The sequence below is a fragment of the Anaeromassilibacillus sp. SJQ-5 genome (assembly GCF_054108045.1).
The window spans coordinates 26,662-41,192 of record NZ_JBPJWQ010000002.1; the positions used below are offsets into that span (position 1 = coordinate 26,662).

Consider the following 14,531-nt stretch of genomic DNA (forward strand, 5'->3'; position numbering starts at 1 on the left):
TATCCGCAGGAAAGGGGATTATCTTGTTATGTTGGATGCTATTCGTAAAATCACCCTGTATGTGCACGATCCGGAGGCCGCGCTGCGCTTCTGGACCGAGCAGTGCCATTTCGTCAAACGGGCGGATCACCGCATGGGGCCGGTCCGCTGGCTGGAGGTGGCGCCGTCGGACGCGTCTCCGACCAGCTTCGTCCTTTACGACAAGGCGCTGATGCAGCAGCAGAATGCCACCGTCTGCGTCGGCCATCCGTCCGTCATTCTCAGTACCGACAACGCGGAACGTACCTATGAGCAGATGAAGGCCGACGACGTGGCGGTGGGCAGCCTGCAGCAAATGCCCTACGGCACCATGTTCACCTTTCAGGATCCCGAGGGCAACAGCTATCTTGTCCGGCAAGAGCCATAACCAAGGCCCGCGTCGTTTTTTCGACGCGGGCCTTTTGTTCTTTTACCTATATTATAGATGTTCCGACATCGTCGCCTCCGCCCGCTGGCGCCGCTCCATGCGCCGCATGACGAACAGATACGCGATGACAAGCGGGATGGTCGCGCCGATCCAGGCCACGGGGTTGGCCAGGCAGACCCCGGTGTATCCGATGTAACGGGGCAGGGTGAACACCACCGCCGTGCGCAGAATCAGCTCAATGAACCCGGCCAGCAGAGGCACGAGCGTGCTGCCCACCCCCTGCAGCACGTTGCGGAAAATGAACAGCAGGCCCAGCACCACAAAAAACACCGCGATGGTGTTCATATATTGGATAGCCGCGTCGGTGGCCGCCGCCAGCTCTTCGGCGTTGTCGCTGGACAGGAACAGCCGCACCAGGTATTTGCCAAGGAACGCCACCAGGGCAGCACAGGCCAGATTCACCACCGTGGAAATCTCCACGCACCGGCGGGTGCCCTGCCGGATGCGATCGAGCCGGCCGGCCCCCAGGTTCTGGCCCCCGTAGGTGGCCATGGTGATACCGAAGGTCATCATGGGCTGGGTGGTCAGCTGCTCAACCTTGGAGGCGGCCGTGTACCCCGCCACCACGGAGGAGCCGAAGCCGTTGATGGCCCCCTGCAGAATCATAACCCCGATGGCGGTCACGGAAAACTGAAACGCCATAGGCAGGCCCAGCCGCAGATGATGAACCACCAGCCGGCCGTTCCAGACCCAGTCGCTTTTATGAAACCGGAGAATAGGGAACTTTTTCGCCATATACAGCAGACACAGCAGGCCGGAAAGCACCTGCGCCGCCACCGTGGCATAGGCCGCCCCCGCCACCCCCATACCAAACACCAGGATGAACACCAGATCCAGCGCCACATTGATGACGGAGGACAAAATCAGGAAATACAGCGGCGTTCGGCTGTCCCCCAGAGCCCGCAGGACGCCGGACAGCAGGTTGTAGAAAATGGTGGCTCCCGTCCCCGCGAAGATCACCACGATATACGCATAGGCGTCTTCGTAAATGTTGGCCGGCGTCTGCATAAAATTCAGCAGCGGCCGGGTGCACAGCACGCTCACCGCCGTCAGCACGATGGTGAGCAGCACGCTGAGATAGACCGACATGGCGACGGCCCGGCGCACCTCCCGCTCGTCCCCCGCGCCGAATTTCTGGGCCACGACCACCGAAAAGCCGCCGGTCAGGCCGATAACAAACCCCAAAACCAAAAAGGAAATGGCCCCCGTGGAGCCCACCGCCGCCAGGGCGTCCACCCCGATGCTGCGCCCCACCACGATGGTGTCGGCCATGCTGTAAAACTGCTGAAACAGATTTCCTGCCAGCAGGGGCAGGGAAAACCCGATAATCAGCCTCGCCGGGCTGCCCGTCGTCAAATCTTTTACCATAGTGCGCACACCTCCTCGCCGCTTTTGCTAGTATAGCATGCGCGCCGGCGGATGAAAATAGCCCAAATTTTCACAAAATACGCCCGTGCTGGCCGCGCCTTCTTCGGTCATTTGCCGCGCTCCAAACCAAAAGGCGGCACAGCCCGCCGCTGTGCCGCCCTCGTCTTGTTTATTTTCCCAGCATGGCGGCGAAGGCCTCGGCATAATACCGGCCAATCAGCCGCGATCCCGCCTCGTTCGGGTGCACCCCGTCCCCCGACCAGTGGGACGGCTCCTCGATCACCGACGCGGCGGCCAGCAGGCCGTCCAGCGGCAGGAACATGTCGGCATAATCCCGCGCCACCCGGCGGGCCGCCAGGATCTTCGGATCCAAGTCCTCCCGGAAGCACTCCTTGGCCGGATCCGCGTGCAGCAGGAACGGCTCCAGCAGCAGCAGCTTCGCCTTGGTATTTTCCTTCACATCCTGCACCAGCCGGCGGTAGTTGGCCTCGTACTCCTCCACCGTCATGGGGAGGTTGGAGTCATACCGCCGCCAGGTGTCGTTGATGCCGATGAGAATCGAGAGCACGTCGGGCTGCACCGCGATGCAGTCCTTCTGCCACCGCTCCAGCAAATCGGTGGTGCGGTTGCCGCTGATGCCCAGGTTGATGAATTCGAACGTCTCGTCCGGGAACCTTTCCCGGATCGCCTCGGCCGCGTATTTCGGATACCCGTCGCCCAGATGATGGGGATCCGCATAATCCCGGCCCGCGTCGGTAATGCTGTCGCCCTGAAACAATACCTTCATAATTTCAAATACCTCCCTGATGCCCAAATTTGCTTTCAGAATAGCACAATCCCCGGCCGCATGCAAGCCCGAATTTTACGCAAACGGCGCCCGCCGTTTGCGCCCCCTCCCCCACCTTTCGCATTTCAAGCCATTTGAACAATTTCTGACCGGCAGGAAATGTAAACTTTTTCGGCTCAGGTATTGCAAAACCCTCCGGAATCCTTTAAAATAAGGGATTGGAAAGCTCGTTTACATTTTAACAAAATGAGATGGAACGACAGGAAAGGATGTCATGCATGAACTACCTCAATAAAAAGACCATTGAAGACATCGACGTCAGCGGCAAAAAAGTGCTGGTGCGCTGCGACTTCAACGTGCCGCTGGCCGACGGCGTCATCACCGACGACAAGCGTATCCGTGAATCCATTCCCACCATCCGGTATCTGGCCGATCACGGCGCGGCCGTCATCCTCTGCTCCCACCTGGGCCGGCCGAAGGATGAGGAATCCAAAAAGAAATGCACTCTCGCCCCGGTGGCCAAACGGCTGTCCGAGCTGATGGGCAAAGAGGTTAAGTTCACCACCGATATCATCGGCGACGAGGCCCATTCCCTGGCCGCCGCCCTGCGGCCGGGCGAAATCCTGGTCATCGAGAACGTCCGCTTCTTTAAAGAGGAAACCAAGAACGATCCCGATTTTGCCAAAGCCCTCGCCTCCCTGGCGGACATTTATGTCAACGACGCGTTCGGCACCGCCCACCGGGCCCACGCTTCCACCGCCGGCGTTGCCGATTATCTGCCCGCCGTCTGCGGCTATCTCATTCAGAAGGAAATCAAGGTCATGGGCGGCGCCCTGGCCGATCCGAAGCGTCCCTTCGTGGCTATCCTCGGCGGCGCGAAGGTGTCCGATAAAATCGGCGTCATCACCAACCTCATCGACAAGGTGGACACCCTGATCATCGGCGGCGCCATGGCCTACACCTTTAAAGCGGCCATGGGCAATAAAATCGGCGACTCCAAGTTCGAGGCTGACAAAGTGGAACTGGCCAAGGAAATCCTGGCCAAGGCCGAGGCCAAGGGCGTGAAATTCCTCCTGCCCGTGGACAACATCGCGGCCGACGCGTTCGACGTAGGCGCCAACACCAAGGTGTTCGAAGGGGATATCGACGACGGCTGGATGGGCCTGGACATCGGTCCCAAGACCCAGGCGCTGTTTGCCGACGCGGTGAAGGACGCCGGCACCGTCATCTGGAACGGCCCGATGGGCGTGTTCGAAATGGCGCCCTTCGCGGGCGGCACCATCGCGGTGGCCAAGGCCATCGCCGACAGCCAGGCCATCTCCATCATCGGCGGCGGCGATTCCGCGGCAGCCGTGGAGCAGCTGGGCTTCGCCGATAAGATGACCCATATTTCCACCGGCGGCGGCGCTTCCTTGGAATTCCTGGAAGGCCTGGAGCTGCCCGGCATCGCCTGCCTCAACGATAAATAAGACGGGCAGACAGTAAATGAAAAGGATGGTCCACTATGCGTAAATATGTCATTGCGGGCAACTGGAAAATGAACAAGACCCCCGCCGAGGCCACCGCGCTCATCAACGATTTGAAGCCCCTGGTCGCCGGCGCTTCCTGCGACGTCGTCGTGGGCGTGCCCTTCGTCGATCTGCCCGCCGCCCTGGAGGCCACCAAGGGCACGGCTATCGGCGTCGCCGCGCAGAACTGCCACTGGGAGAAATCCGGTGCCTTCACCGGCGAGGTTTCCGCTGAGATGCTCAAGGCCATGGAAGTGGGCTACGTGATCCTCGGCCACAGCGAGCGCCGCACGTATTTCGGCGACACCGACGTCACCGTGCAGAAGCGGGTGCGCGCCGCCCTGGATGCCGGCCTGACCGTCATTCTCTGCGTGGGCGAATACCTGGAGCAGCGGGAGCAGGGCGTCACCGGCGAGGTGGTGGCCATGCAGACCAAAATCGCCCTGGGCGGCGTCTCCGCCGAGGAGCTGGCCCGCGTCATCATCGCGTATGAGCCCGTCTGGGCCATCGGCACCGGCCGCACCGCTACCGCGGCCCAGGCGAACGAGGTCTGCGCCCTTATCCGCGACACGGTCGCCCAGCTGTACAGCTGGGAAATCGCCGACGATCTGGTCATCCAGTACGGCGGTTCCATGAACGCGGGCAACGCGGCCGAGCTGCTCGCGCAGCCCGACGTGGACGGCGGCCTCATCGGCGGCGCTTCCCTGAAGCCCGCGGACTTTGCGGCTATCGTCTCCGCGGCGAAATAATCCACACCGAGGGGGATGGGTGCAGGCCCGTCCCCCTTTTTATCGACGAAGGAGGGTGTCTCGGTGCGTTATGCGATTGAAGGCGACAATTTGCCAGTGGCGATCTGCACCCTGCAGGACGGAGAGCGAATGCTCACCGAAAAGGGCGCCATGAGCTGGATGACCCCCAATATAGAAATGTCCACCTCCATGGAGGGCGGCCTGGGAAAAGCCTTCGGCCGGGCCTTCAGCGGCGAATCCATGTTCATGAACTATTACACCTGCCGCGGCGGCGAGGGGATGATCGCCTTTGCCTCCTCCTTCCCGGGCCGCATCATCCCGCTGAATATCAACCCCTCGTACAGCATCATCGTTCAGAAATCCGCTTTTCTGGCGGCGGAAATCGGGGTGCAGCTGAACACCCATTTCACCCGGAAAATCGGCGCCGGCTTCTTCGGCGGCGAGGGCTTCATCATGCAGCGCCTGTCCGGCCAGGGCATGGCGTTTTTGGAAATCGACGGCCACGTGGTGGAATATGATCTGCTGCCGGGGCAATCCTTATATATAGACACCGGCCATCTGGCCGCCATGACCGACACCGTGTCCCTGGACGTGGAAATGGTCAAGGGCGTCAAGAATATGATGCTGGGCGGCGAGGGGCTGTTCAACACCAAAGTGACCGGCCCCGGGCATATCTGGATCCAGACCATGCCCTTCTCCAAGCTGGCGGGCCTGCTGTCCGTCGGCAAGCGTTGATTTCACTCACCGACTCATGAAAGGAACACGGTTATGAAAAAACCTTTGACTCTTATCATCATGGATGGCTTCGGCATTAACCCCGACACCTACGGCAACGCCATCAAGGCCGCCCAGACCCCCAACCTGACCAAGCTGTTCGCGGAGAACCCCTGCACCGCCATCGGCGCGTCCGGCATGGACGTGGGCCTGCCCGACGGGCAGATGGGCAACAGCGAGGTCGGCCACACCAATATCGGCGCCGGCCGGGTGGTGTATCAGGAGCTGACCCGCATCACCAAATCCATTCAGGATGGGGATTTCTTCGAAAACGAAGCCCTGAAAAACGCCATGGACAACGCCAAAAAACCGGGGGCCGCCCTGCACCTGGCGGGCCTCCTGTCCGACGGCGGGGTGCACAGCCATAACGAGCACCTCTACGGCTTGCTGGCCATGGCCAAAAAGGCTGGTGTGGAAAAGGTATTCGTCCACTGCCTGATGGATGGACGGGATGTCCCCCCCACCTCCGGCAAGGAATTTGTCGAGCAGCTCGAGGCCAAAATGAAGGCAATCGGCGTGGGCCGGATCGCCACCGTCATGGGCCGGTATTACGCCATGGATCGCGACAACCGCTGGGAACGAGTGGAAAAGGCTTACGCCGCCATGGTGTACGGCGAGGGCGTGCAGAACCTCGACCCGGTCGCCGCTATGGCCGCCTCTTATGACGCCGACGTGACCGACGAATTCGTCGTGCCGGTTGTCTGCGCGCCGGAGGGTAAAGTCAAGGCGGGGGATTCCCTGATTTTCTTCAATTTCCGCCCCGATCGCGCCCGGGAAATCACCCGCACCTTCGTGGACAAGGAGTTTGCCGGCTTTGAGCGGAAAAACGGCTGGTTCCCCCTGACCTATGTCTGCATGACTCAGTACGACGCCACCATGCCCGGCGTGCAGGTGGCCTTCCGCCCCCAGTCCCTGACCAACACCTTCGGCGAGTATATCAGCGACAAGGGCCTGACCCAGCTGCGCATCGCCGAGACTGAGAAATACGCCCACGTGACCTTCTTCTTCAACGGCGGCGTGGAAAAGGAATACCCGGGCGAAGATCGGGTGCTTATAAACTCCCCGAAGGTCGCCACCTACGATATGCAGCCGGAAATGAGCGCGAACAAGGTATGCGACGCGGTAGTGGAGAAAATCCGCTCCGGCGCTTATGACGTGATTATTCTCAACTATGCCAACTGCGACATGGTGGGCCATACCGGCGTGTTCGACGCGGCCAAGGCCGCGGTGGAAGCGGTGGACGCCTGCGTGGGCCGGACGGTGGAGGCCACACTGGCCATGGGCGGCACTGCCCTCATCACCGCCGATCACGGCAACGCCGACAAAATGTATGAGCCGGACGGTTCTCCCTTCACGGCCCACACCACCTTCCCCGTGCCCTTCTGCGTGGTGGGACGGGACTGCTCCCTGCGCCAGGGCGGCCGTCTGGCAGATATCGCCCCCACCATGCTGGAAATTCTGGGGCTGCCCCAGCCGGCGGAAATGGACGGCAAAACCCTGCTGCAATAAACCGAAATACGCACAAACGGCCGGGCGGGAATTTTCCCGCCCGGCCGTTTTCTCAAGCGGATACTCCGGTCTATCTGTTTATTGGGGAAATCCGGCGGATCGCAGCTCCGTACCGTCCTCCCGGATAAACAGCGCCTCCGCCTCCGGCGTCGCCGCGATCAGTTCCATCCCTTTTGTCTCCCCCAACACGAAACAGGCGGTGGACAGCGCGTCCGCTATCATGGAACCGTCGGCCAGAATGGTCACAGAGGCCAACCCGTTGCGCACTGGCTCCCCCGTCCTGGGATCCAAAATGTGGTGATACAGCACCCCGTTCTTACGAAAGCTCCGCTCGTAGGTGCCGGAGGTGACCACCGTTTTGTCCCGCACCTCCAGCGTGGCGGCCAGCGCCTCCTCGTCGAAGGGGGACTGAATCCCCACCTGCCAGGCCTTGCCGTTTTTATCCCCCAGGGCCACGATGTTGCCCCCAAGATTGATGAGGGCACTCGTCACCCCCTGCCCGCGCAGGCTCTCCTCCAGCCGATCGGCGATGTAGCCCTTGGCCACGGCCCCCAGGTCGACCGCCATTTCCTTGTCGAGCAGCTGCGCCGTCCTCCCTTCAAGCCGCAGATTTTTCCAGTTCACATGGGCCGCGGCCCGTTTCAGCTCCTCCGCCGCCGGCACGGCCGGATCCGCCGCCTTGAAATCCCACAGGCTGCTGACCGGCGCGATGGTCACGTCCAGCGCCCCATCCGACTTGTCCGCATAATCCAGTGCCAGCCGGAGCAGCCGCGCCGTCTCCTCGGACACCGTCACCGGCTGTCCCTGCGCGTGATTCAGGTTCCAGACGTCGCTGCCCTCCAGCGTCCGGCTGAATAGCCGCTCAAAATCCGCAATTTGTCGAAAACATGCGTCTAATATGGGGGCGGGCTGGGAATGATATACGGTAATCGTCACCGTGGTGTCCAGCAGCAGCCCACTGCGGCTCTGCGACGGAACCGCCCGCGTGCAGCCCGCCAGCAGCAAACATCCCGCCATGAAGGCCGCCAGCCCGCGATGCCGATTAAAACGCATACTCTCCGCTCCTTCCGCCAATTTTCTGGAAATCCCCGCCTCCGCGCCGCAGAACCAGTCTGTCCCCGCCTGTGCAGTTTCTTCCTTTATTATAGAAACGCCGCTTCCGCAAGTCAATCCGCTTTTTCCGTCCCCGTTCGACACCCCTCTTCGACAACGAGACAATCCTGTAACTTTTCCCGTCATTTCCTCCAAATGTTCCCCTTTGTATTTGTCCACAATGGTGCTTTGAGCGAAAATAATAACAGGATTGTAACAAACATTGCAACCCCTGGCCGAATATGTTACACTTCAGTATAGTTCGAAAACCGCCCAAAAAGGAATATTTTGGATCCCTTTTAAAATACAAGCCAAGGAAGGAGGAAACCCCATGAAAGCCTTGGTCACCGATATACGCAATCATCTGCGGCAGCCCTGGCTGCTGTCGATTTTATTTATTGCTATTATTCCCATTTTTCCAGAATATATCAGCATCCCTCTGGCCGGCGCCTCCCTGTGGGCGGCCGCCCGCGACGCCAAACAGCGGCGCAGCACTCTGGCAGTCGGCACGCTGGGCAAGCTGCTGCTGGTGTTTATGCTCTACATGGCGCTGGGGGTTTTCTACTCCGCCAACCCCTTTAACAGCGTCTCCACCCTGTCTATGTGGGTGATTATGTTCTTGATTTACGTGTCCATGACCACCGTGCTGTGCAACAAGCAGCGGCTGGACACCGCCTTGTTCAGCATCTCTCTGGTGGCGGGCATCGTCGGTCTTATCTCCTGCTTCCAGTACGGCCTGAACCTGGTGTTCGGAGGCGTTCCTCAGCAGTTTTGGGCCTGGATTGACAAGGTGTTGTATCAGTGGTTCCCCATGCCGCTGAACCTGAGCGATTTCGGCATGCGGGTATCCACCACCTTCAACAATCCCAACATCGCGGCGGAATATTTTATCATGGTTCTGCCCCTGGTGATTTATTACGCTTTCAGCGGCCGGCGCAGCCGGATCCGGATTCTCTGCCGCTGCTGCCTGCTGGCGGCCCTAGGCGGTATCGCCTTCTCCTTCTCGCGGGGCAGCTATCTGGCCCTGCTGTGCATCGTCGCCGTTCTGTGCATCGCCAATTACCGCAAGCTGCTGCTCATCGTTATGAGCGCGGTCTCCCTGCTGGTGCTGGTGCCGGAATCCATTATGGAACGCTTTTTCTCCATCGGCAGCAACGACGGCTCTATCAGCCAGCGGTGGCAAATCTGGGGCGTTTCCATCGAGGGCATTCTCGAGCGGCCGATTTTCGGCCGCGGGCCCGGCATACAGAACAGCTGGGATATGCTGATGGCCGGCGGCGTGAACGCGCCGCATACCCATAACCTGGTGCTGGAGCTTCTGGTGGAGGGCGGCGTCATCGCCCTGGCTATTATGATGATTATCGGCTTCAAGATGCTGCGCGGCGGCGTCCATCTGGCCATGAAGGGCGAATCCTCCTCCATGGGCGTGATGATTATCGCATTTGTCGTGGCCTTTATCATGTATGGCATGGTGGATTTCCCCCTGCTGTCCCCCAAACTGGTCGGCGTCTTTATGATGGTCGTGGCCTGCGCGGACTGCGCCTCTCACCTGTATCTGGAGCAGAAGAACGACCCCTTGGCTTCCTTCCTGCCCACCCGGCTTCTCCGCCGTCGCCTGACGCAGGGCGGCGTCGCCTATTCCAAAACGAAATCCTGAAAAAAGCCGGACGCGCAATCGCGTCCGGCTTTTTATAGCGAATCAGGCAGCGGTATCGCTTTTACAAACCTACGCCCCCGCCGTCGGTTTTCCGACAGCGGGGGCGTTTTCTGCCCGTTTATAAATCGATATCCAGCGGATTCTTCGGCGGCGGGTTCTGCCCCGCCTGCGGCCGCTGCTGGAAGGACCCTAGGGATACGCCCTGCGCCGGCGCTTGCTGCGCGGGCGGCTGAGGCCGGCGGCTGTCGGAGCTGTAGAGATCCTCCATGTCCGGCTGGGACGGGGGCGTGTAGGGCACCGGCGGCTGCAGCTTATCCATCGCGGCCCCGCTGAAAATGTCCTCCATCGTATCGCCTCCGGCGCCGCCGGACGGTCCGTTTCCGCCAGGGCCGCCGTCCGGCCCCTCTCCGCCGTCGGGAGGCGGCAGCTCCCCGCCGTCGTCATCCTTGGGCCCGCGCAGCACGAAGAAGTAGAACAGCAGCCCCGCGCCCACAAGCAGCACGCCGGCGATGACGAACGCCACGATGACCAGGGTGGGCACCCGGCTGACCGCCTGCTCCTCCGCCTCGGCGAAGCCCAGAATGGTGAAATTGGCCAGATAATGGGTGTCAAACCGCAGATACCCGTTTTCCACCTTGGCCACTACCGGGGTGGAAATGCCCGCCTCGTTGGTGGCCGCCACCGCGATGAGCTTGATGTCCTTCATGTCCTTGGGCACCGGCAGCTGCACGGTGTAGTTGGCGTTCGGCAGGGCGGACATGGTCGCTTCCTTGCCGCCGCTGTTGAACAGCAGGGAAATATCCACCGTCACCCGCTTGACGTTCTCGGCGTGGTACAGGCTGAACTTGGACACGTTGGCAATGGCGGCGCCTATCTGCGCATCGGTCACCTGGATGGCGGACGACCGCACCTGCATCATGAGAATCCCGTTGCTGTCCCCCACGATGTCCTGATAGGTCGCCTTGGGCAGCAGGAACCGGGCTTTGCCCAGAAAATCGTCTTTTTTCAGCTTGAACGCATCCACCACGCCGGTGTCGAAGGTGGCGTCGAGCACGATGTCGTCCCCTTCCACGCCCGTGGTGCCCGCCCCCGTGATGGTGGCGTAGGTCTTGGCCGTGGTCGTGGGGCCCGCCGTGGTCGTGGTGGGCTTTTTGGTGATGGGCCGGGCCGTGGTGGCCGGCTTATCCCCGGTGGTGCCGTTCCCGGTGGTACCCGCCGTGGTGCTCTGGGACGTGCCCAGCGCCCCGGTGGACGGCCGGTAAATCACCCCGTCGGCGCTGGTGAACCCCCCGGCCGCGCAGGTCACCGCGCTGCCGTCCGGCGCCACGTTGAAGGCGGCCACGCCCTTGCTGTTGGTGTTCACGGTCATCAGGGTGGTGTTCCCCATGGTCAGGGTGACGGGCATCCCCGCCACCGGCTGTCCCCAAAAATCGGTGACCGTGGCGGTGATTTTGTTGTTCACCACCGCCACATCCACGTTGGTGTCCACCTCGCCGGTGCGCACGAGCTTCTCCACCGGCAGCGTCACCGTCTTGTCGCCGGCGGCGAACACATAGGACAGCTTGTGGGCCCCGTGAGGGATGTCGATGAGCGCGGCCATCAGGTTGCCCCCCAGGCTCTCCGCCCGGTAGCCCACGCCGTCCACCAGAATCCGGTTGATGGTCCAGCTGCCCGCTTCCTCCTCGTTCCACCGGACATAAAAACGTCCCGTGTCCCCGTCAAACGTCCGCTCATACTCCACAAAAGTGAACCCGAGCAGCTCCTCCGGCGTGTATTCCAGGGTCTTGCTGCCCCTGGCCGCCGCGTAGGTCACATCTCCCACCGTCTGCTTGTCGCTGGACACCACGATTTCCGTGTCCCCCACCGCGACGGTGTAGTCGAACATCACCTGGGTTTTCTTCTCCACGGCCTTGGTTTCCTTTTCCACGCCGTCCACCGTCAGCTTGAGGCTGAGCCCTTCCGGCGCCTTGCCGTCCTTGTCCTTGACCGTGGCCACCACCTCCGTTTTGTCCACGCTGACCACGATGGTCACCTTGCTGTCCGCCGCCGGCGCGCTGGATTCGGAGGAGGAGCCTGTGGTGGTGGTCGTCTCATCCCCCAGGGCCGCCAAAGGCAGCAGGCTGAAAATCAACAGGATACTCAATATCCCCGCACATAGCTTTTTCATTGGATTTGGTCGTCCTTTCCGGCTGTTCCCGACAAAATCATGCCATAACTTCTATAGGATACCACAAGCCGCCAAAAAAGTAAATGCCGAACTATTTCCGCTCCCCCAGCGTGATGAACCGCACCCCCGGAATCAGGGACAGCAGCCACGCCGCCGCCAGCGAAAGCGCCAGCACCGCCAGGGAGAGCAGCAGCATGCCCGCCGCCGCGGGCAGCGGGGCAAATACTGGCTCGAGCAGCCTCAGAAACACCTCGTGCACCAGATACACCCCAAAGGACAACGCGGACAGCCGCCGGATCACCCGGCCGCTTTCCCGGCCCGCCCACAGCCCCTTGAACAGCAGGAAGGCGCAGGCCGCCATCAGCACCACGTTGGGCATGAAATACTGGTAAAACACGCCGTTGAGCTCCCCGGCCCGCCGGGTCATAAACCAGGTGCCACCGGCCGTGACCAACAGCCCCGCCAGGAACCCCGCCGCGCACAGCCCTTTGGAAGGCGCGCGCTTCGTCGTGGCCAGCAGCCACCCCAGCAGCACATACCCCAAATACCCGCCCAGAATGTCCAGGTTGGCGTAATCCGGCAGCTGCAGCGCCGGCATCAGGCCGGCCGCCGCCCGCCACAGGCTGCTGAACGCCACCCACAGCCCTATCGCGTACCACAGAAGGCGGCGGGGGGCCTGCCGCACCAGCAGGCGCAGCAGCGGCAGCAGCAGATAAATCGCCAGCAGCGCGTACAGATACCATAGATGAATTTCCGCCGGCTTGTTGAACAGGTTGGCCGCCGCCCCCTTCCAGTCGTAGCCGGGCACTGTCGCGGCCTGTAACACCAGATACGCCGCCGTCCAGAAAACCAGCGGCGCCGCGATGCGCGCCACCCGCCGGCGCAGCGTCTCCCGCACCGACAGCGCCCGGTCGCTGCCCAGCAGCAGCCCCCCCGTCACCATCAGATACGCCGGCACCGCGAACCGGCCCAGCGCGTCCAGCAGGTTGGCCAGCTGCCAGGAAACGCCCAGCGCCTGCCCGTCCGCCGCCAAAGCCGTGGCCGCCTTCGCGCACACATGGATGAGAATAACGCCCACCATGGCCGCGGCCCGCAGGCCGTCCATATACCCGATGCGGCTGGCCGCCGCCCTGTTTTCCGTCATGTCCGCGTCCTCCTTCACTGGGTGACGGTCAGTGTCCTGCCGTCGCTGACGGCGGTCACCGTCCCGCCGCTGGTCAGATAGGTTTCGGCCCCCGCCGCTTTGAGCAGGGCAAGCACCTCGTCCTCCGGCGGTTCCTCCTCGGAGCAGGTGATCACCGCGTATCGCGGCGCCACCGCCTCAAAAAACGCCTCGCTGTTCTTTTCCGCCCGCCCGTGGTGAGGCACCTTCAGGAAATCGCAGGGATCCGGCCGCCCGTCCAGATATTCCTGCAGCCGCTTCTTCTCGCCGTCCCCGGTGAAGAGGAACCGGTGATCGCCGTATGTGATTTCGGTGAATACCGAGTAGTCGTTGGATTGCTTATAGCTCAGCTCCCGCCCCGGGATCAGGGTGACGGCCGCGCCGCCCAAATCGGCCCGCTCCGCCTTCCACAGCATTTCGGGCTCGATGCCCTTTTCCCGCAGCGCCGCCTGATAGGCCGTGTATTCTCCGCTGTCCTTGCTCGCTCCCGGCTGCACCACCCGCTCGGCCTTCACCGCTTGCAGGATCGCGGCCGCCCCGCCGATGTGATCCTTGTCCATGTGGGTGAGCAGCAGCGTCTCCAGGGTGTCGATCCCTCGCGCGCGCAAAAACTCCAGAATGGCGGAGGCGCTCTCCCGGGTTCCGGTGTCGATGAGCATGGCCCCGCCCGACGATTCCTGGATAAGGATGCAGTCGGCCTTGCCCACGTCCAGCACGGTGACGGTCAGCGTCCCCTCCGGCGCCGGCTCCCGCGCGCAGCCCGCCAGCCCGCCGACCAGGATCGCCAGCGTCAGAAGGCCCGCCACTATCCGTTTCATCGTCCACGGCCCCTTTCGTATAATGCTCGAGCGGCGCCCATTGTTGGCGCGCCCGCCGTTTTTTCTAAAAACAGCCGCTTCCACTGCCCGCGCCGTTTTTTTCTATGCCTCGTATATGGTTTATAGTACCATACCCGCGCCCGCTTGGGAAGAACCGCGGACAAAATCTTGCAGGAAACTTACAGAAAAAGCCGCCGGACGTGATTCATTCAGCGCTTACCAAGGGACTCGTAGCGGTTGCCGCAGCGGATGTAATGCCGGTAGTAATACCGGCAGGTTTCACAGTGATCGGCCAGTTTAAAATAGTACACCATGCGGTGTCTATAAAATTTTAAATTTCTATCTGCCAGCATAAGTTCATGGTATACCCCATCGGGTATTACGTAGGTATGCGGGGTCATCCTAGGGTTTCCGTAAGGAAACCCGGCATACCAACGCAACCCCCGATAGGGTATACACAAGGGCTCTCCCTGA

The 14,531-nt window shown here is 61.6% G+C and carries 12 protein-coding genes; 6 read left to right on the forward strand and 6 right to left on the reverse strand.

Annotated elements, in window-relative coordinates; genetic code table 11:
* The first annotated feature begins 28 nt into the window (after window positions 1–28).
* Window positions 29–406 (forward strand): VOC family protein, encoded by a 378-nt coding sequence (locus ACSAMM_RS15305; RefSeq protein WP_178724207.1) that lies wholly within the window; start codon window positions 29–31, stop codon window positions 404–406.
* 51 nt (window positions 407–457) lie between these two features.
* Here the strand turns inward: ACSAMM_RS15305 and ACSAMM_RS15310 are convergent, their stop codons facing one another.
* Complete coding sequence (locus ACSAMM_RS15310; RefSeq protein WP_457792229.1) at window positions 458–1,834, reverse strand: MATE family efflux transporter; 1,377 nt, start codon at window positions 1,832–1,834, stop codon at window positions 458–460.
* Between the two features lie 169 nt (window positions 1,835–2,003).
* Window positions 2,004–2,621: a GDSL-type esterase/lipase family protein gene (locus ACSAMM_RS15315; RefSeq protein WP_178724219.1), complete on the reverse strand. Its 618-nt coding sequence runs from the start codon at window positions 2,619–2,621 to the stop codon at window positions 2,004–2,006.
* A 278-nt stretch (window positions 2,622–2,899) separates the two neighbouring features.
* Between ACSAMM_RS15315 and ACSAMM_RS15320 the strand changes: the two genes are divergently transcribed.
* From ACSAMM_RS15320 to gpmI, 4 genes are all read left to right on the forward strand, one after another.
* Window positions 2,900–4,090 (forward strand): phosphoglycerate kinase, encoded by a 1,191-nt coding sequence (locus ACSAMM_RS15320; protein WP_178724221.1) that lies wholly within the window; start codon window positions 2,900–2,902, stop codon window positions 4,088–4,090.
* Between the two features lie 35 nt (window positions 4,091–4,125).
* Window positions 4,126–4,878: a triose-phosphate isomerase gene (gene tpiA / locus ACSAMM_RS15325; protein ID WP_178724222.1), complete on the forward strand. Its 753-nt coding sequence runs from the start codon at window positions 4,126–4,128 to the stop codon at window positions 4,876–4,878.
* A 63-nt stretch (window positions 4,879–4,941) separates the two neighbouring features.
* Entirely contained in the window at window positions 4,942–5,613 is a 672-nt protein-coding gene (locus tag ACSAMM_RS15330; RefSeq protein WP_178724224.1) for a TIGR00266 family protein, read from the forward strand.
* Between the two features lie 33 nt (window positions 5,614–5,646).
* Window positions 5,647–7,161, forward strand: a complete 1,515-nt coding sequence (gpmI, locus tag ACSAMM_RS15335) for a 2,3-bisphosphoglycerate-independent phosphoglycerate mutase (protein WP_457792231.1) — start codon at window positions 5,647–5,649, stop codon at window positions 7,159–7,161.
* Window positions 7,162–7,239: 78 nt separating this feature from the next.
* Here the strand turns inward: gpmI and ACSAMM_RS15340 are convergent, their stop codons facing one another.
* Entirely contained in the window at window positions 7,240–8,214 is a 975-nt protein-coding gene (locus tag ACSAMM_RS15340; RefSeq protein ID WP_457792233.1) for an FAD:protein FMN transferase, read from the reverse strand.
* Window positions 8,215–8,584: 370 nt separating this feature from the next.
* Here ACSAMM_RS15340 and ACSAMM_RS15345 point away from each other — a divergent pair, with 370 nt between their 5' ends.
* The gene (locus tag ACSAMM_RS15345; RefSeq protein WP_457792235.1) at window positions 8,585–9,910 is read left to right on the forward strand and encodes an O-antigen ligase family protein; all 1,326 of its coding nucleotides are present in this window, start codon (window positions 8,585–8,587) and stop codon (window positions 9,908–9,910) included.
* 118 nt (window positions 9,911–10,028) lie between these two features.
* On the opposite strand, the gene ACSAMM_RS15350 is transcribed toward ACSAMM_RS15345, so the two are convergent.
* The 3 genes from ACSAMM_RS15350 to ACSAMM_RS15360 all read right to left on the reverse strand — a co-directional run bounded on the left by ACSAMM_RS15350 (window position 10,029) and on the right by ACSAMM_RS15360 (window position 14,057).
* A complete protein-coding gene (locus ACSAMM_RS15350; protein ID WP_457792236.1) occupies window positions 10,029–12,077 on the reverse strand; it encodes an Ig-like domain-containing protein in 2,049 nt (682 codons plus the stop codon).
* A 91-nt stretch (window positions 12,078–12,168) separates the two neighbouring features.
* On the reverse strand, window positions 12,169–13,221 hold the full coding sequence (locus ACSAMM_RS15355; RefSeq protein WP_457792238.1) for an acyltransferase: 1,053 nt from the start codon (window positions 13,219–13,221) through the stop codon (window positions 12,169–12,171).
* A gap of 14 nt (window positions 13,222–13,235) precedes the next feature.
* Window positions 13,236–14,057 (reverse strand): ComEC/Rec2 family competence protein, encoded by an 822-nt coding sequence (locus ACSAMM_RS15360; RefSeq protein WP_457792240.1) that lies wholly within the window; start codon window positions 14,055–14,057, stop codon window positions 13,236–13,238.
* Window positions 14,058–14,531 lie beyond the last annotated feature (474 nt).

Excerpts from the sequence above, each read along its gene's own strand:
- gpmI (WP_457792231.1), top strand. The coding sequence starts at position 5,647 with ATGAAAAAACCTTTGACTCTTATCATCATGGATGGCTTCGGCATTAAC.
- ACSAMM_RS15310 (WP_457792229.1), bottom strand. The coding sequence starts at position 1,834 with ATGGTAAAAGATTTGACGACGGGCAGCCCGGCGAGGCTGATTATCGGG.
- ACSAMM_RS15360 (WP_457792240.1), bottom strand. The coding sequence starts at position 14,057 with ATGAAACGGATAGTGGCGGGCCTTCTGACGCTGGCGATCCTGGTCGGC.
- ACSAMM_RS15350 (WP_457792236.1), bottom strand. The coding sequence starts at position 12,077 with ATGAAAAAGCTATGTGCGGGGATATTGAGTATCCTGTTGATTTTCAGC.
- ACSAMM_RS15305 (WP_178724207.1), top strand. The coding sequence starts at position 29 with ATGTTGGATGCTATTCGTAAAATCACCCTGTATGTGCACGATCCGGAG.
- tpiA (WP_178724222.1), top strand. The coding sequence starts at position 4,126 with ATGCGTAAATATGTCATTGCGGGCAACTGGAAAATGAACAAGACCCCC.
- ACSAMM_RS15340 (WP_457792233.1), bottom strand. The coding sequence starts at position 8,214 with ATGCGTTTTAATCGGCATCGCGGGCTGGCGGCCTTCATGGCGGGATGT.
- ACSAMM_RS15315 (WP_178724219.1), bottom strand. The coding sequence starts at position 2,621 with ATGAAGGTATTGTTTCAGGGCGACAGCATTACCGACGCGGGCCGGGAT.
- ACSAMM_RS15355 (WP_457792238.1), bottom strand. The coding sequence starts at position 13,221 with ATGACGGAAAACAGGGCGGCGGCCAGCCGCATCGGGTATATGGACGGC.
- ACSAMM_RS15345 (WP_457792235.1), top strand. The coding sequence starts at position 8,585 with ATGAAAGCCTTGGTCACCGATATACGCAATCATCTGCGGCAGCCCTGG.
- ACSAMM_RS15320 (WP_178724221.1), top strand. The coding sequence starts at position 2,900 with ATGAACTACCTCAATAAAAAGACCATTGAAGACATCGACGTCAGCGGC.